The 16,034-nt window shown below is 71.7% G+C and carries 23 protein-coding genes; 20 read left to right on the forward strand and 3 right to left on the reverse strand.

Translation table 11 applies throughout. From position 1 onward, the window contains the following. Window positions 1-13 precede the first annotated feature (13 nt). The 14 genes from ACFC1F_RS26630 (at window position 14) to ACFC1F_RS26695 (ending at window position 10,385) form a co-directional block, all read left to right on the forward strand. Window positions 14-388, forward strand: coding sequence for a hypothetical protein (locus ACFC1F_RS26630; RefSeq protein WP_376161912.1), 375 nt, complete (start codon window positions 14-16; stop codon window positions 386-388). Further along, window positions 381-806: a minor capsid protein gene (locus ACFC1F_RS26635; RefSeq protein ID WP_376161914.1), complete on the forward strand. Its 426-nt coding sequence runs from the start codon at window positions 381-383 to the stop codon at window positions 804-806. The genes ACFC1F_RS26630 and ACFC1F_RS26635 overlap by 8 nt, the downstream gene beginning before the upstream one ends. A 9-nt stretch (window positions 807-815) precedes the next feature. After that, window positions 816-1,268: a phage tail tube protein gene (locus tag ACFC1F_RS26640; protein WP_376161916.1), complete on the forward strand. Its 453-nt coding sequence runs from the start codon at window positions 816-818 to the stop codon at window positions 1,266-1,268. 1 nt (window position 1,269) lies between these two features. Beyond that, a complete protein-coding gene (locus ACFC1F_RS26645; protein ID WP_376161918.1) occupies window positions 1,270-1,719 on the forward strand; it encodes a hypothetical protein in 450 nt (149 codons plus the stop codon). A gap of 14 nt (window positions 1,720-1,733) precedes the next feature. Beyond that, a complete protein-coding gene (locus tag ACFC1F_RS26650; RefSeq protein WP_376161920.1) occupies window positions 1,734-1,925 on the forward strand; it encodes a hypothetical protein in 192 nt (63 codons plus the stop codon). A gap of 23 nt (window positions 1,926-1,948) precedes the next feature. Then, window positions 1,949-4,510, forward strand: a complete 2,562-nt coding sequence (locus ACFC1F_RS26655; protein WP_376161922.1) for a hypothetical protein — start codon at window positions 1,949-1,951, stop codon at window positions 4,508-4,510. Between the two features lies 1 nt (window position 4,511). Beyond that, window positions 4,512-5,441 (forward strand): hypothetical protein, encoded by a 930-nt coding sequence (locus tag ACFC1F_RS26660; RefSeq protein WP_376161924.1) that lies wholly within the window; start codon window positions 4,512-4,514, stop codon window positions 5,439-5,441. 16 nt (window positions 5,442-5,457) lie between these two features. Continuing rightward, the gene (locus ACFC1F_RS26665) at window positions 5,458-6,624 is read left to right on the forward strand and encodes a hypothetical protein (RefSeq protein WP_376161926.1); all 1,167 of its coding nucleotides are present in this window, start codon (window positions 5,458-5,460) and stop codon (window positions 6,622-6,624) included. Next, window positions 6,624-7,718 carry a hypothetical protein gene (locus tag ACFC1F_RS26670; protein WP_376161928.1) on the forward strand — a complete coding sequence of 365 codons (1,095 nt, stop codon included), beginning with the start codon at window positions 6,624-6,626 and terminating at the stop codon, window positions 7,716-7,718. Before ACFC1F_RS26665 ends, ACFC1F_RS26670 begins: the two co-directional genes overlap by 1 nt. Further along, window positions 7,718-8,446 (forward strand): hypothetical protein, encoded by a 729-nt coding sequence (locus ACFC1F_RS26675; protein ID WP_376161930.1) that lies wholly within the window; start codon window positions 7,718-7,720, stop codon window positions 8,444-8,446. The genes ACFC1F_RS26670 and ACFC1F_RS26675 overlap by 1 nt, the downstream gene beginning before the upstream one ends. Then, window positions 8,443-8,811: an ATP-binding protein gene (locus ACFC1F_RS26680; protein ID WP_376161932.1), complete on the forward strand. Its 369-nt coding sequence runs from the start codon at window positions 8,443-8,445 to the stop codon at window positions 8,809-8,811. The genes ACFC1F_RS26675 and ACFC1F_RS26680 overlap by 4 nt, the downstream gene beginning before the upstream one ends. A gap of 64 nt (window positions 8,812-8,875) precedes the next feature. After that, window positions 8,876-9,874: an N-acetylmuramoyl-L-alanine amidase gene (locus ACFC1F_RS26685; protein ID WP_376161934.1), complete on the forward strand. Its 999-nt coding sequence runs from the start codon at window positions 8,876-8,878 to the stop codon at window positions 9,872-9,874. Further along, window positions 9,874-10,122, forward strand: a complete 249-nt coding sequence (locus ACFC1F_RS26690; protein WP_376161936.1) for a hypothetical protein — start codon at window positions 9,874-9,876, stop codon at window positions 10,120-10,122. The genes ACFC1F_RS26685 and ACFC1F_RS26690 overlap by 1 nt, the downstream gene beginning before the upstream one ends. Further along, window positions 10,119-10,385 (forward strand): hypothetical protein, encoded by a 267-nt coding sequence (locus ACFC1F_RS26695; protein ID WP_376161938.1) that lies wholly within the window; start codon window positions 10,119-10,121, stop codon window positions 10,383-10,385. Before ACFC1F_RS26690 ends, ACFC1F_RS26695 begins: the two co-directional genes overlap by 4 nt. A 51-nt stretch (window positions 10,386-10,436) precedes the next feature. Here ACFC1F_RS26695 and ACFC1F_RS26700 read toward each other — a convergent pair whose 3' ends face one another. Beyond that, window positions 10,437-10,727, reverse strand: coding sequence for a hypothetical protein (locus ACFC1F_RS26700; RefSeq protein WP_376161940.1), 291 nt, complete (start codon window positions 10,725-10,727; stop codon window positions 10,437-10,439). A gap of 116 nt (window positions 10,728-10,843) precedes the next feature. On the opposite strand from ACFC1F_RS26700, the gene ACFC1F_RS26705 reads away from it, so the two are divergent. The 4 genes from ACFC1F_RS26705 to ACFC1F_RS26720 all read left to right on the forward strand — a co-directional run bounded on the left by ACFC1F_RS26705 (window position 10,844) and on the right by ACFC1F_RS26720 (window position 13,705). Next, window positions 10,844-11,473, forward strand: a complete 630-nt coding sequence (locus tag ACFC1F_RS26705; protein WP_376161941.1) for an HAD family hydrolase — start codon at window positions 10,844-10,846, stop codon at window positions 11,471-11,473. Window positions 11,474-11,548: 75 nt separating this feature from the next. Continuing rightward, window positions 11,549-12,733: a helix-turn-helix domain-containing protein gene (locus tag ACFC1F_RS26710; RefSeq protein WP_376161943.1), complete on the forward strand. Its 1,185-nt coding sequence runs from the start codon at window positions 11,549-11,551 to the stop codon at window positions 12,731-12,733. A gap of 271 nt (window positions 12,734-13,004) precedes the next feature. Further along, window positions 13,005-13,523: a hypothetical protein gene (locus tag ACFC1F_RS26715; protein WP_376161945.1), complete on the forward strand. Its 519-nt coding sequence runs from the start codon at window positions 13,005-13,007 to the stop codon at window positions 13,521-13,523. After that, window positions 13,520-13,705 (forward strand): hypothetical protein, encoded by a 186-nt coding sequence (locus tag ACFC1F_RS26720; RefSeq protein ID WP_376161947.1) that lies wholly within the window; start codon window positions 13,520-13,522, stop codon window positions 13,703-13,705. Before ACFC1F_RS26715 ends, ACFC1F_RS26720 begins: the two co-directional genes overlap by 4 nt. 39 nt (window positions 13,706-13,744) lie before the next feature. Here the strand turns inward: ACFC1F_RS26720 and ACFC1F_RS26725 are convergent, their stop codons facing one another. Further along, window positions 13,745-13,987: a helix-turn-helix domain-containing protein gene (locus ACFC1F_RS26725; RefSeq protein ID WP_376161949.1), complete on the reverse strand. Its 243-nt coding sequence runs from the start codon at window positions 13,985-13,987 to the stop codon at window positions 13,745-13,747. A 75-nt stretch (window positions 13,988-14,062) separates the two neighbouring features. Between ACFC1F_RS26725 and ACFC1F_RS26730 the strand changes: the two genes are divergently transcribed. After that, window positions 14,063-14,362: a hypothetical protein gene (locus tag ACFC1F_RS26730; RefSeq protein ID WP_376161951.1), complete on the forward strand. Its 300-nt coding sequence runs from the start codon at window positions 14,063-14,065 to the stop codon at window positions 14,360-14,362. Here ACFC1F_RS26730 and ACFC1F_RS26735 read toward each other — a convergent pair. After that, entirely contained in the window at window positions 14,359-15,324 is a 966-nt protein-coding gene (locus tag ACFC1F_RS26735; protein WP_376161953.1) for a hypothetical protein, read from the reverse strand. The two genes, ACFC1F_RS26730 and ACFC1F_RS26735, sit on opposite strands and share 4 nt — an antisense overlap. Window positions 15,325-15,482: 158 nt before the next feature. On the opposite strand from ACFC1F_RS26735, the gene ACFC1F_RS26740 reads away from it, so the two are divergent. After that, entirely contained in the window at window positions 15,483-15,686 is a 204-nt protein-coding gene (locus ACFC1F_RS26740) for a hypothetical protein (protein ID WP_376161955.1), read from the forward strand. Window positions 15,687-16,034 lie beyond the last annotated feature (348 nt).

Consider the following 16,034-nt stretch of genomic DNA (forward strand, 5'->3'; position numbering starts at 1 on the left):
GGAGGTGGTCCTGGTGGCTCGCAGCGTCAGGACCACGTTCCGCTGGCAGGGGGACGAGTGGCTCGCCGAGGCCCGGCGGGGCGCCGGCCGCGGCCTGGAGACGGCGCTGGAGCACCTGCTCGCAGCGTCCCGCCGCCGGGTCCCGCTCGACGAGGCCACCCTGGAACGCTCCGGCACGACCTCGATCGACCACGCCGCCCTCGAGGGCACGGTCAGCTACGACACCGTGTACGCCGTCCGCCAGCACGAGGAGCTGACCTGGCGGCACCTGCCCGGCCGGACGGCGAAGTACCTGGAGGGCCCGCTCGACGAGGAGCGGCCGGTGATGCTGGCGCTGATCGCCGCCGCGATCCGCCGGGCCGGCCGCGAGGGGGGCGGCGGTGGCTGACCTCCTCGACGGCCTGGCCCGCCTGCTCGACCAGAACGGCCTCGTCCAGTACGAGCCCACCGGCGCTGGCGGCGACCTGTTCCTCGAGGCCATGCCCCCGTCCCCCGACGTGTGCACGGTGCTCACCCTGTACGGCGGGCCGGAGCCGGACGCCCGCCTTCCCTACGACGAGGTGCGGCTCCAGGTCCGCGCGCGCGGCACCCAGGACCCGCGCGTCTCCCGGGCCCGCGCGCAGGCCGTCTACGACCTGCTGCACGGGGCCCGCCGCCTCACCCTCCCGGACGGCACCTACCTGGTGCTCGCCGTCGCCCTCCAGCCGGTCACCTCCCTCGGCCTGGACGAGCAGCGCCGGCACGAGCACGTCGTGAACCTCCGCCTCGACGTCGAGGCACCCACCATCAACCGCCCCGCCGAGTAGGAGGCACCCATGGCCACGAGGCCGATCGATGCCCGCGACTGGATCGTCGAGGTCGAGGACTCCGTGTCCGGGACCTGGCTGCCGATCCGCGGGCTCAACTCGCTCACCATCAACATCGCGGAGAATCGCGAGACCGCCGAGATCACGGACTTCGACAGCAACGGCCGGTACGAGCAGGACACCATGCAGAACGGTGCCAGCCTGGCCGTCGAAGGCTTCTACGAGCAGGACCCGGCCACCGGCGCCCGCGACCCCGGCCAGGCCTACGTGGACATGTGGGCGGACCGGCTCAGCGTCGACAGCCACAACCGGCTCCGGTACCGCCACGAGACGCAGACCGCCGCGTGGGCGGTGTGGGACGCGACGGTCGAGCCCGGCGAGGTCGGCGGCGGCAACAACGACAAGTCGTCGTGGTCCGCCACGTTCACGCGCTCCGGCGCCCCGACCACCATGGCGGTCTGACGTGACCCAGCAGCAGACCAGCGAGATCGCCGACTTCGACGCGTTCTTCGCCGAGCGCAAGGCGTCGGCCGGACCCGGCGCCCAGTTCCTCCTCAAGGGACGCGTCTACGAGCTCCCGACACAGGCCCCGCTTGCCTACGTCCTCCTCACCGAAGCGATGCACGACCGGTCCGACGTCGGCGCGCTCCGCGAGGTCCTGACGCCGCTGTTCGGCCCGGACGCCCTCGAGGAATGGGCTGCCGCCGGCATGGGCGACGAGGACTTCGAGATCGTCCTTCACTGGGCGGCCGAGAACATGCGCGCACCAGGCTCGGTGAGCATGGAGGACGCCGCGCAGCAGGTTGCGGAGCGCGACACGGGAAAAGCCCAGCCGCCGGCGAACCGGGCGAAGCGCCGGGCGACCGCCAAGGCAGGACCGAAGAAGCGCACGACTTCTGGCGCACGGTCCTGACCAACTGGGGCGTCGTGGAGGCGGACTTCCAGCGGGAGTACCGCATCGGCCCGGCCGAGCTGTGGGCGATGTCCGCCCGCCGCTTCGGGGTTCTCCTCTCCGGTCTCTCCCCCGAGGCCCTGTTCCTTCGCGCGTTCGAGCGCACCCCCCGGCGGGTCACCGACCCGGCCGAGATCGCACGACTCACCGGCATGCCAGCCACCTGACCTGACGACGGGAGGTGGCCGGGATGGCGCTGACCGTCGGTGAGCTCGTCGCCCACGTCGACGTTGACGTCGACGGCGCCGAGCGCGGGGTGAATCGCGCGGAGCGGATCCTCGAGGGATTCCAGCGCACCAGCGACGGCCGACTCCGCACCATGCAGGGCCGGTTCGCCGCCGCGTCCCAGGCGATCGGCCGCGACCTCGGCGACGGTGTCGAGGAGGGCACGTCCCGGGCCAGCGCCGCGGTCGAGGCGTTCACGCGCGACACGCAGGGCCGCCTGCGGGACGCGCGCGGTCGGTTCGTCACGGCCGGCCAGCAGGCCGGGGCCGGATTCGCCGGCGGATTCGGGGACGGTGCGGGCCCGGCAGTCGACCGGGTCCAGCACTCGGTCCGCGCGCTGACCGGGGACCTTGACCGCGGCGGCGAGTCCGGGGGCCGGTTCTCCGGCGTCCTCGGCCGGCTCGCCGGAATGGCGGGCCCGCTGGGCGGTGTCGCCGGGCGGGTCGGGATGATCGCCGCCCAGCTCGGTACCGCGGTGCCGTCGGCGTCCGCGCTGCTGGGTGTACTGGTGCAGATGGCACCGGCGGCCGGGCTCGCGGCGACCGGGATCCTGGCGGTCGTCTCGGCCAACGCCGCTCTGAAGATCGGCATGTCCGGGGTCAGCGACGCGGTCAAGGCCGCGCTGGACCCCAGCGACCCGGAGGCCTACGCCGAGGCGCTGAAGAAACTGTCGCCCAACGCCAGGGCGTTCGTGGAGGAGATCCACCAGGCCCAGCCCGCCCTCGACGCGCTGAAGCGCTCCGTCCAGGACCGGCTGTTCGACGGCCTCGCCTCAACGCTCCAGAACACCGCGACGTCGGTCCTGCCGATCCTGCGGAACTCCCTGACCAACACCGCCGGGGCCCTCAACCTGATGGGCAAGCAGGTCTTGAACACGGCCACCGGGCTCGGCAAGAGCGGCGCGCTCGGGACCGCCCTCTCCTACGCCAACAGCGGCCTGTACAACATGGCCTCGTTGCCCGCGACGATCGTCCAGGGCCTCGTCCAGATCGCGGCTGCGGCCGGGCCGTCGTTCTCGCGGTTGACCGAGGCCGCCGGCGGCGCGATCAACGGGCTGTCCGAGAGCATGGCGAGGGCGTTCGCCAACGGCGGTATGCAGCGGGCGATCGAGCAGGCGATCAGCATGGTCGGCGACCTGGTCGAGGTCGTCGCCAACGTGGGCCGGGTCATTGGCACGGTGATGAACGCCGCGAACACCAACGGCGGCGGCCTGCTCGGCACGTTGAAGGCGATCACCGCGGCGATGGCGGATGCCTTCGCCCAGCCCGCCGTCCAGTCCGCACTGTCCGCCCTGTTCAGCACCATGTCGCTGCTGGCGAAGACGGCGGCGCCGCTGCTCGCCCAGGCGCTCGGCGCGCTCGGCCCGGTGATCGTCGCCCTGGCGCCCGGCGTGCAGGCGTTGATCGGCGCGCTCGGTCCGGCTCTGTCCGCGGTCATCACGGCGCTCGGCCCGGTCCTCGCCTCGCTGGCGAAGGCGGTGTCGTCGCTGGCGATCGCGTTCGCCCCGGTCATCACGGTGGCGGGTGAGCTGATCGCCGCCCTGTTGCCCGCCCTGACGCCGCTGCTGGACGGTCTGACGACGGTGTTCGACCAGCTTGCGCCGGTCGTCAAGACGCTCGTGACCGAGCTCGGCAAGGCGTTGGCTCCGGTCCTCGAGCAGCTGCCGGTGATCCTCACCCCGTTGGTGGCCATCTTCACCACGCTGACCGGCGCCCTGCTGCCCATCCTGACGCAGCTGATCGTCGCCCTGTCGCCGTCGATCCAGCAGATCGCCACGGCGTTCGGGCAGGTCATGGTGGCGCTGGCACCGGTCCTCACGCAGCTGGCCACGCTCCTCGGCAAGTACTTGCAGACGATGCTGCCGCTGCTCACGCCGATCATCAACGCGGTCGGCCAGCTCGCGGCGATCTTCGCGAACAACTTCGCCCAGGCGCTGACGCAGATCGTCGTTCCGGCGCTGACCATGGTCGCCCAGATCCTGAGCGGCGACTTCGAGGGCGCGGTCGAGTCCGCGAAGGAGGTCCTGCGCGGGCTCAAACAGCTGGCGGTGCGGGAGTTCACCGAGATGCCCGGGCAGATCCTCAACGTCTTCGCGACGCTGGGGAGCGGCTTGTACACGGCGGGCACGAAGATCGTGCAGGCGCTGATCGACGGCATCAAGTCGCGGGCCGGCAGCGTCAAGAACGCCGTCGAGGACGTCCTCTCGGCGGCGCGGAACCTGCTGCCTTTCAGCCCCGCGAAGGAGGGCCCTTTCTCGGGGAAGGGCTGGTCGTTGTACTCCGGCCAGTCCATCAGCCAGGCCCTCGCGGACGGCATCCTCGCCGGTCAGAGCCAGGTCCGGGCGGCCACCGCGTCGATGATGGACGCCGCGCACGGAGGCCTCGACGGGCCGTGGGGCGGCCCGCAGACGGCCATGGCCGGCGGCTTCGGCGGCGGGCTCCAGATCACCAACTACTACGAGGCCGACAGCGGCTCTGCGCGGGCGACCGCGGAGGAGCTGGCGTGGATGGCCAAGGGCAGGGGGTGACATGGCGGGCGAGCTCGTCACCGGGCCCGGCCTCATTCAGTGGGGCAGTCTCCTTCTCGGCCGCCGCCAGGCCGCCGGCGTCGTCACCCCGTACCGGTGGTCCGGCCTGTCCGGCTGGGAGGAGACGCCCGCGCTGGACTCCGGCACCGTGAACAGGTCCCAGCAGCACGGGGCGTGGCCGGGCCCGCTGCTTGCCCAGCCCCGTACCGTCACCCTGGACGGGCTGAGGGTACGGACACCGGCCGGGCAGATCGGTGCCGCCGTGCGCACCCTCAACGCCGCGACCGGCGTGGTCCAGGACGAGCAGCCGCTGGTGGTCTGGCTGGACGACCGCGGCCCGCTTCTCGTCTACGCCCGGGTCCTGCGAAGGGCCCTGACGGTCGACCGGGTGTGGCAACTTGGGCACTCCGCGGGCGGGGCGATCCAGTGGCAGGCTACCGACCCGCGCCGGTACGTCCTGACCGAGCAGACGGGCGTCACCGCGTTGCCCGCTCCGGAGTCCGGCCTGTCGTGGGGTACCCCGGTGGAGACCGGCCTGGACTGGGGCAGCCCCACGGAGACCGGCCTGGCGTGGGGCACTCCCGGAAGTACGGGGGACCTCACCTGCACCAACGCGGGCGACGCGCCCGCGCACCCGGTGATTGAGATCCGCGGGCCGGTCGACACCCCGGCGATCACCATGTCCGGCACCGGCATGGTGCTGGAGTACGGGATCACGCTGGCCGCCGCCGACACCCTCGTGATCGACACCTGGGCGGGCACGGTGACGCTCGGCGGCCAGTCCCGCATCGGCACGGCCTCGTTGAGGTCGTCCCCCGAGGGCGCGTTCACGCTGCCGCCCGGCACCACCACGCTGTCGTTCCGGGCCGCGCCCGGCTCCACCGACCCCGCCGCGCAGGCCACTGTGCGCTGGCGCTCCGCCTACTGGTGACCAGGAGGACCATCCGATGACCGTGCGCTCCGCCTGGCACATCAACCCCGGCCAGGCCCGGCAGGACACCCGGCTTGCGCCGGTCGGCACCATGGCCCCGACCGGGCCGACCACGACCCGGGCCGGCGTCATCCCGGGGGGAACCCCGCTCGCCCTGACCATGTCGGGGATGGGCGGCACCATCAGCGTGGGCCGGGCCGTCGTCCAGGGCACGACCACCCAGGGCGCCTACCCAGTTGTGGTCACTGCGAACGAGACGTTCACCGTCGCCAACGGGCACGCGTCGCTCGTCCGTTATGACACTGTGTGGCTCGTCGCATACGACCAGCTGTACGACACCTCCGGCCAGACCCTGGCCGCCGTCGTCTACCAGCAGGGCACTGCCGGCGCCGGTGTCCCGCCGACCGCCCCGGCGACCGGCACCGCCTACCTGCGGCTGTGGGACATCCAGGTCCCGGCCGGCGCCTCCGCCGGGGCCCCGCCAACCTGGGTGGCGTCCGGGCTGCTGACCGACAGGCGCGTCTACACGGCGTCGCTCGGCGGCATCGTGCCCACCTCCGACAGCGTCAGCGGCGCGTACGTCGGCCAGTGGCGCGACAACGCCACGACGGGCGCGCTGGAGCGCTGGGACGGCTCGACGTGGGTGCCGTGGTCGTCGGCCCTGCGCGGCATCGCTCCTGGGTCGCTCGGCTCCGGCTCGTACACCGGCCAGTGGCGCGACGGTGCGATCGGCCTGGAGCGCTGGTCGGGCTCGGCCTGGTCCAAGGGCCTGGGCGAGTGGCAGACCCATATCCCCGTCTGGACGGGCAGCACCGTCAACCCCAGCCTTGGCAACGGCACGCTGACCTCCCGCTGGTGCCGAGTCGGCCGCCAGATCACGTGGATCGGCACGCTCTCCGCGGGCTCCACCACCAACGGCGGCACCGGAACCTGGAGCATGAGCCTGCCGGTACAGGCCGCCGCCAGCGGCGTTGTCAGCGTCGGCACCGCGAACTACTTCGCCGCCGGCGACAACGACTACGTCGGCGTGTGCCAGATCAGCTCCAACGCCACAACGGCGACGTTCAGCGTCAAAACGAGCACCAACGCCCAGAGTTTCGGCGCCGTCAGCAACACCGTTCCCGTCGCGGCCGGCTCCACCTCCAACCTCCGCTGGTCGATTACCTACGAGGCTGCGTCCTAATGGCGCCGTACGAGCTGCTGGTCTGTGACCTGCGGTCGGACACCCTGATGGACCGCCTCCCAGTGATGCAGGTGTCGTGCGACGACTACATCGGCAAGACCGGCACCTTCAGCGGCACGATCCCGGTGCCGGACCGGGCGATGGCCCGCCGGGTGCAGGACGCGCTGATCCCCGGCCGCACCGCGCTGTGGCTGCTGCGGGGCAGCGCGGTGGTGTGGGCAGGCGTCCAGTGGACGGACGTGCAGGTGTCGTCCGACCGCGGGTCGGCGTCCGCGCAGGTGCAGGCGGCCGGCGCCGAGAGCTATTTCCGGGACCACCGGCAGATCGTCGACACCCTCATCGCCACCGGCGAGGATCAACTGGACATCGTCCGGGACCTGATCAACTACGCGCAGTCCAAGACCGGCGGGCACCTCGGCGTCGAGGTGCCGGCGTCGCCCGTGTCCGGAGTGCTGCGCGATCGCACCTACCTGTCGTACGACCTCGCGTGGGTCGGCCGCCGGATCGACGAACTGGCCGCGACACAGGGCGGTTTCGAGTGGCGGATCAACTGCTACCGCGACTCGGCCGGGGCCCGGCACCGGGTGCTCCAGCTTGGTTATCCGACCATCACGGTGGGCAGCAGCGACACGGTGCTGAGCATGCCCGGGCAGGTCCTCTCCTACAAGCGGAACCGTGACGCCAGCGTGCAGGCCAACGCCTGGATCTCCCGCGGCGCCACCATCAACAACAACCTGGCGGCTGCCAGCTACCCGCTGATGTCGACGCCCCTCACGACCCCCTCGGACTACGTAGCCGGCTGGCCCAGGCTCGACGGCTCCAGCGACTACTCCAGCGTCACCACCCAGACCGTCCTCGACCAGAACGCCGCGGCCGACCTGGCCCGGCAGGTGCGGCCGGTCGTCATCCCGCAGGTGACGATCCGGCCCGGCGACGACGGACTGCCGGCGCTCGGCAGCACCATCCGGCTCCGCGTCCGAGACGTTTGGAACCCGGACACCTCGATCGCCCGGTACCGCCTGGTGGGCTGGCGCCTCCAGCCTGAGGAGCGCGGCCGCGGCGAGACCGCCGATCTCTACCTGGAGGCGATCTGATGCCGCCGAACGTGCCCAATGACATTCTCGATGAGTTCCGCCAGCTCAAGCAGGAGGTTCGCGACGCCATCGGGCGTGGACAGATCCGGCCGGCGATGAACCAGGTCCTCGCGGGCAACGTCGTCATCGGCCAGGGAGGAACGCTCCGCGTCGACGACGTCGACGGATCGCCGCTCTTCTACGTTGGCAAACTCGCCGTCAACAACCCGGACGGGTCCGAGCAGCGCGGCCTGGTGCTGTACCGGGACGACGGCACGCCAGCCATCCAGCTCCGCCGCACCACGCTGAACCCGGCAGACCCGCAGGGCCTCGTCATGATCGATGCCCACGGCAAGACCATGCTGGCCGAGGACGTCGTCGTCGGGGGGCTGGCGTACCCGCGGGTGCCGCTACTGCCGCCAACGGGAGTCGACATCGGCCGCTGGCCGTGGACCGATCAGCCCGGATGGACCACCATCGCGGATTGTTTCAACATCATCGCCCAGCCCCAGCTTGCCATCTACGTCCGTACCGGCGGCGACGTCGGCACCGTGGGCCAAGTGCGGGTCCTGGTCAACGGGGCGCCGTGGGGTCCCACGGTGACGGCCGGCGCGGCGAACATCGACTACGCCGCGGCGAGCGGGGTGGCGATCGGGTCGCAGCTCGAGGTCGAGATCCAGGCCCAGCGCACGTCCGGCACCGGCCGCGTGTACGCCAACTGCTTCCAGCTCTACGGATTGGGATCATGAGCACTCCTGAACAGACCGCACCGTGGGGTGCACCGATCGCCTACGACGGGCGCGCCACCCTCCAGGCCGCGGGCCACACGGTCGCCGTGCGGGTCTACGACCCGTCCCCGACCGGCAGCCAGACCCCGGCGCCGCCGATGGGCCGCTACCCCACCGTCTACATCTCCGCCGTCATCGTTGAACGCGGTGCGGCCGGCATCGAGGTCCGCGGCCAGGGCGACATCGAGGTCATCGCTGGTACCGCGCCGGCGGTCCCGGACCCGACGGCGATCCCGCGCGCGGTCGCGGAGGCGGTCGCGGACTTCGACCGCCGGGTGGCCGCGTACGCCGCACTCGCCGCGCTCTGGCCGCCGGCCGGCCCCTGACGACCACCCATCCCGCCGCCCCCGCGCCGTCCGGCCGGGGGCTGCTTCATGCCCTGGAGGCAGCATGTCCTGGTACCCCGGCGCGGAGCGCATGGAGGTCCAGCCCGAGTCGGACGAGCAGCCGGCGATCGTGCCGACGCAGGTGATCTTTCACAGCATCGCGGCGCCGTGGACGACCCGCCGCATGTACGAGTACTGGCAGGACTCGACGAACCTGGAGTCCCACTTTGGCGTCGGCTACTCCGGCGCCGTCGGCCAGTTCATCGGCACGCAGACCCGCGCGGACGCCAACATGCACGCGAACCGGCGCCCGGACGGCACCGGCGCGGTCAGCATCGAGACGGCCAGCAACGACCAGCACACCGACCCGTGGACCGACGCGCAGGTCCAGGCCCTCATCGAGCTCGGACTGTGGCTGCACCAGCAGCACGGCATCCCGATCCGGGTGTGCCGCAGCGCCGACGACCCCGGTTTCGGCTACCACCGGCTGTTCCCGGACTGGTCGGACGGCGGCACCGCGTGCCCGGGCGACGCCCGCGTGCAGCAGTTCCACTCCGTGATCCTGCCGGGCATCGCCGCGCGCGCCGCCGGCCAGCCCGCCCCCACCACCCCCAACCTGCCGGCGCCGACCGCGCCCGAGGAGGACGACGACATGACCCCTGAGCAGCTGCTCGCCACCCCCGTCCCCGTCGCCAAGCTCTCGGACGGCTACGTCCCGACCTTCGGCGAGGTGGTCAACGGCGCGAAGGAAGCAGACGCCAAGCTCGACGCCCTGCGCGCCGACTTCGCGCAGATCCTGCTGTCGGCGCCGATGCCGGACTACGCCGTCCTGCCCGGCGGGTACCGGCCGTCCGTGGGCGAGGTACTCAACGGCAGCAAGACGGCGGACGCCCGGATCGCCGCGCTGACCGCCCAGCTGGCGGCCCAGTCTGCGGCGATCACCGCGCTCGCGCAGCAGGTCGCCGCCGGCGGGGGAATCAACGCGGACGACCTGGTCGCCCGCATCGAGGCCGCCATCGCCAGCATCACCATCCACCTCACCACCGCCTCGAAGGAGTCCTGATGTCCGACTCGAACCGCCGCACCGTCCGTACGGTCTTCGCGCTCGTCCTCGGCGTCGCCGCTGGCCTGCCGCTGCTGGTCGAGACGGCCGGCCTGCCCAGCACTCTGCCCGGGCTCGGTACGGTCCTGGCCGTGGCCGGTGCGGTCACCCGGGTGATGGCGCTACCGATGGTCGACGGCTGGCTGCCGTCCTGGCTGCGGAAGGTCCCGCCGAAGGCCGATCTGCCGCAGGCCTGGAGCCGGGAGTGACCAGTCCGGCCCCGGACGCCGGGGTGTACATCAGTCCGGCTCAGACGCACGCGGAGGTGAGGCGGATCGCCGACGGCCAGATCCGCATGGAGGCCAAGTTGGACGCGATCCTTGGCGACCAGCGCGAGCACCGGGAGACGATCGCCGACCACGAGTCCCGGCTCCGTCGGCTTGAGGCTGGCCGTTGGCCGCTGCCGACGATCGGGGTCCTGGGCGGCCTCGCGGGCACGGTCGTGGCCGTGATTGCCCTGCTCCGCCCCTGAAGCACCGCGCCCCCGCTCCGGCTCCGGCCGGACGGGGGCGCTTCGTCGTGTCTACTGTCGGGGTGGCTGGCCCCAGGACGCGGGTGGCGGGGGTCCGGGCTGCTGCTGGCCGTACTGCGGCGGGTACTGGCCGGGCGGCGGCCCGTACCCCGGCGGCGGGTACGCCCCAGGCTGGGGCTGAACGGTCGTCACGGTCTTGCGGCCCATGGCGGCGGCGATCGGCCACCCGGTGATCGCCCACAGGCCGCACGTCAGGATGCTCAGGGTGAGGTGCAGGCCGTGGTTCGCAGAGCGCTTGACGACCTGGCGCTGAGGCGGTGGCGGCGGGTAGGGGTAGGACACGGTGAGGGCCCCTCGCGTGGTGGTGGTGTGAGGGGACCGTATCGACGCTGCGGGTGGTGCGTGCGCGTCGTGATGGACCTGTAACCGAGGAGCGGCCAGCCACTAGGCTGCGGACCATGCTCCGCTCTGTGGTGTTCGACATCGGCGAGACCCTGACCAGCGATACCCGGTACTGGGGCGACTGGGCCCGCTGGCTCGGCGTCCCCACCCACACCCTGTCCGCTCTGGTCGGCGCGGTACTGGCCGAAGGCCGTGACAATGCCGACGCGATCCGGATCGTCCGTCCTGGCGTCGACGTCGGCGCAGAGTGGCGGGCCCGGCAGGCTGCTGGCCAGGGGGACCACCTCGATGAGACGGACCTCTACCCGGACGTGCGCCCGGCCCTCTCACGACTGCGCGCGGCCGGGCTGTGGGTGGGGATCGCTGGCAACCAGAACGCCGCGGTGTCCGGTCTGCTGCGCGGGCTCGACCTGCCCGCCGATGGCATCGCCACCTCAGCAGAGTGGGGCGCGTCGAAGCCGTCGTCGGCGTTCTTCGATCGGGTGATCGAGTGGGCGCCGGGCGAGCCTCACGAGATCGTGTACGTGGGTGACCACCCCGCGAACGACGTGGCCCCGGCCAAGGCTTCCGGCCTGCGGGCCGCGCACCTGCGCCGCGGGCCGATCGGCCTGACCACCACCGCGCCGGACGCCGACTGGACGGTCAACTCCCTGGCCGAGCTGGCCGAGCTGCTGACTGCCCCGTAGCAGAACCTCCCCGACTGGCGTGCCCCGCGACGCGTTTCCACCCGGCGGCCGGCCGCCGCCGGTACCGTTCCGAGTATGCCCGCGTCCTCATCCTCCGCGCTCGGTCTTCGGCTCGAAACGGCCCGCGCCGCAGCACGCCTGTCCCGGCGTCAGCTCGCGGAGCAGTCAGGGATCTCAGCCAGCATGATCCAGAAGATCGGCGAAGGCGAGCGCCACCCGAGTGACCAGGTGCTGGAGGCACTGGCTCGCGCGCTCGGGGTCATGCCGGAGGCCCTACTCGACGGGCCGTCCCGGACGGACAGCCGAGTCCACCAGACCATTCCCGACGTGCAGCGCGCCATCGCGGCGTACGACTTCCCGGATGACGGCCCTGTCCGGCCATCTCCCCAGCTCGGCGCCGACGTTGACCTAGCGGTTGAGGACCGGGTGCAGTCGCAGTACGCCCGCCTTGGCGAGCAGATGCCGGCGCTGCTCGGCGAGTTGTTCCGGGCGGTTCACCAGGCCCGAGGTCGTGAGCGCGAGCGGGCCGCACACCTCCTGGCGCTGGCGCTCCGGTCGGCGGACGCGGTGGCCTACAAGTACGGCTATCACGACCTCTCAGCCAGATTGGTGGAGTTGATGCGGTGGGCGGCCGGGATCGCCGCTGACCCTGCGCTCGAAGCGGTCAGCGCCTACGTGCGGATGGAGACGTTCTTCGCGGCCGGGCAGCTCGGGCCCGGGCTGCGGTCGCTGCGGGATGCCGTCGACAGGATGCCTACGCCGACCACCGAGCGGCTCGCCGCAGCTGCCGCCGCACTGCACATGAGGGCCGCGGTCGTGGCCGGCCGCATGCGCCAGGCCGACGACGCCCGTACCCACCTGCGTGACGCCGAGGGGCTCGCCCGGCGGGTGCGCGAGCGACTGTACGACGGCACAGCGGTCGGCCCGGACTCGCTGGAGATCCACCGGCTGTCAGTGGCCGTCGAGCTGGGCGAGGAGACCGACCTCCAGGCGGCGGTGGCCGCGTCGGCTCGGTGGGCACCCCCTCGGGAGCTGCCGGCCGAGCGCCGATCTCACTACTACATCGACCTGGGGCGCGCTCAGGTGCAGCTCGGCCGGCCGCAGCACGCTGCGGAGTCACTGCTGGTGGCTCGGCAGATCGCGCCGCAGCATGTCCGGGAGCACGGACAGGTACGGACGGAGCTGGCCACGATGGTCCGGATGACGCGCGGCCGCGACGAACGGGTGCTGGCGCTCGCCCGGTGGGCGAAGGCAGTCTGAATCTTTGCCACAGGTTGTGGTAAATCCGGCGTCTTCAGTTGGGGACGCTGGGTGACGTGACAGGAACACAAGATCCCACGGAGCCAGGGGTGATCAGCCCCGCCCGCCTACATGGCGAGGCGTGCATCGAGTGCGGCTCCGTAGAGCCGCCGCTGATCCCGGCCGGCCACCGGTACACCGCTACCAGCGAGAGCCAGGCCCCGCTCGGCTGGGCCGTCGTCGCCTGCGCCGCCGACTGCCTGCCGGCCGAGGCGCACGTGAGGAGGGCCAGTTGAGCATCGAGGACGGCGACTTGACGGTTGCGGTCGACGGGCACCTGGAGCCGACCACCGAGCCGATCGGGAAGGCCATCACCACGCTCTGGCAGATGCTCCGCGGCCTGGCCATCAGCGACTACGAGCGTCGCGCGATGCACCAGCTTCTCGGCGCCGGCGACACCAGGCCGATTGAGCGGCGCCTCGACGGCGAGGGCGCGGTCGACTGGCCGCTTTCCCTCGCCAGCGGCGGTACCGTCACCGTGCGCGTGTGGCGGGGGGACGGCCTCACCAGCAGCCAGCGTGTTGCGGCTCGGTACGTGCCGGTGCAGTTGCCCGCGACCGATCGCTGTCCTGGTCTGTGGGCGATACGGGACGCCACGACCGGTGACCTGGTTCGCGAGGACGACGAGCGCGGGCGGTCAACGGTGGTGCGGTTCGGTACCGAGTCGAGCGCCCGTGACTGGGTCACCCGACAGATCACCCTCGCCGGCTACCGGGCAACCCGCGGTCTGGCCGCAGGCGGCCGACTGTGAGCGCCGCCAGCGGGAAGCCCGTCCAAGCGGCGGAGTACACGACGATGGGGCACTGCCCGCACTGCCGCGCGTACGTCCGCGGCCGGCACCTCCGGACGGTCGACGAGCGGCACGCCCTGGTCGAGCACGACGACTGCCCCGTGCAGCGGCCCAAGGCCCGCTCCCGGAGGCACGCCGGCTGATCTCCCGGGCCGGTGTACTGACCCCGCGCCGGCCCGGGCCTACTCGTCGCGCAGGAGCCGCCAGGGCGGCACCCCAAGAGCGCGCGCGAGCGCGCTGAGCTGGTCCAGGGTCGCGGAGACCGCGGCCGCTTCGATCCGGCCGACGGTCCGCCGGTCCATGCCGGCGTGCTCGCCAAGCTCCTCCTGGCTGAGGCCCGCCTGCAGGCGGAGGGAGAAGAGTCGGGCGCCGACATCGCGGCGGACGGCCTGCTGATGGTCGGTGGGGGTGGTACGAGGCGGCACCCCTCGACGCTGTCGAGACCGTGATCAAAAGTCTGTACCGATACGACGCCACTATACGAAGAGTTGTTCGATATTATGCCTGTCGCCACCCGGGGGGACCTGAACCGGGAGCACGCCCTGCTGAGCACCACCTACACCCTGACCGTCCCCGGCCTTGTCGAGGCCAGCGAACACACGACGCTCCAGGGCGCCATCGACGCGCTCGCGCAAGTGATCCGATCGACCCCCATCCGACGCGACCGAGCCGACGCCTTCCTCTGGCTCATCGCCGCCGAGGGCGGACCCGACAGAGTCCTCGACTTCATCCAGCGAGACGGCCGCTTCCAGCTCACCTTCATCGCGGCCGGCCGCCGCTACACCGCCGTCATCCGCTAGCGCTGGAGCTCGCGCTTCGCCCACCAGTACAAGAGCTGGGACTGGGTCCGGCATCCGGTCGCCGCCCGCAGGTCGGCAACCTTGCCCTGAACGGTGCGCTTCGACATCCCCAGCTGCTGAGCCACTTCATCCTGCTCCAGGCCCTGAGCGAGGCAGCGCAGTATCTCCACATGGATCGGCTTCAGCTCGGCTTCGGGGGTTCCGTCCCAAGGCTCGGAGTGGGCCCAGTCGCGTTCGAAGCTGGCGACGGCCAGGCCGACGGCCAGTTCGGACGTGATCACGGCCGCCTGGTCGGGCGCGGTCGCCTCCAGGCTCCATGGGTCGAGGATGGGCAGTACGGCAGCCCGCCTGTCCACGATGATCATGCGGCCGAAGGTGCGGCCGGTGCGGATCTCGGCGCCCTGCTCGGCCATCGTGAGCGCCCAGCGCGAGGTCGGCGCGTCGGAGCGCACGGACGGCAGGTAGATGGTGCGCATCCGCGCCCCGCGCTGCAGGACGCCGAGGTCGCGCTGGTACGACAGCGCGAGCAGCTCGGCCGGGCGCGGCCCGGTCGGCTGGGCGGTGATGAGTTCCTGGGTGCAGCTGTTGACGAGGGTCTCAAGCCGCTCGTTGATGGCCCGCAGGCCGGTCAGGATCTCGATGCCGCCAACATTCTGACTGGCCGTCGCCGCACGGTAGGCGGACGCCAGGTCGGCGAGGTGCTGCGGCATCGCCTGGGCCTCGGCGAGCAGGCTGGATGCGGATCGGATCAGGTCGGCCTGGCGAGTCCGGGCCACGGCGTCGGCGTCGACCGCCCGGACGTGCCCGGGTCGCTCCGGGTCGGGCACGACAAGGCCGGCGCGTTCCAGCTCGTCCCGCTCAGAGCACGTTCGGGCGGTCTCTTTACCTGCAAGCAACTTCAGGTAGTGGCGCCGCGTTGCGGCTTTAAGCAAGGGCCGAGCTGACGAGATATCCGATTCCACCGAATTGCCCCATATGAAGTGCCATCAGATCTGCGCATATGCGCAACGTCTCCAGCGTACTCGCCGAAACACTTGATTCGACTTCGAACGGAGAGGACGCTAGATCACGAGGGAACGCCCCACTCCACTTCACCAAACCCACACTGGAAGGGTGCCGCATGCCCGCTCGCATCACCCGCCGTACCGCCGCGGCCGCGCTGGTCGGCGCCATGATGGCCGCCGGACTCATCACCGCAGCCCTGTCTGAGCCGGCCTCCGCCGGGCCGGTCGCCGACTCCGTCTGGGGCGTCATCGCCCCGACGCCCACTCCGACCATCACCCCGTCGCCGACGGCCACCCTGGCGGACTCCGTCTGGGGTTAGGGCAAGCATGACGATGGGCGCCAGGCGTGCGGCCTGGCGCCCATCATTTCGGGCTTCCACTCTCTCGGGGGGTGGAGCGCGGCAGTGGAGACGTGAACCGCTGCCACGGGCTGCCGGAGCCGGGTCGAACAGGGCGCCCCCAAGTGCACCAACGACCCGGCTCCGACACCAATCATGATCCACTGGGAGAAGGCGGGAGACGATCTTGCAGAGTTACCGCGAGTTTCCGCTAGCTACTGCCAGGATCAGCCATGTCCGATTTGCCATCGTCGCAGTTCAGGGGCTGTGACCAGGTAGAACGTCAGGCCTTCGGCTGCTGCTGGGTGATGCAGTGGATGCCGCCGCCGT

The sequence above is a fragment of the Kitasatospora sp. NPDC056181 genome, assembly GCF_042266225.1.
GTDB lineage: Bacteria > Actinomycetota > Actinomycetes > Streptomycetales > Streptomycetaceae > Kitasatospora.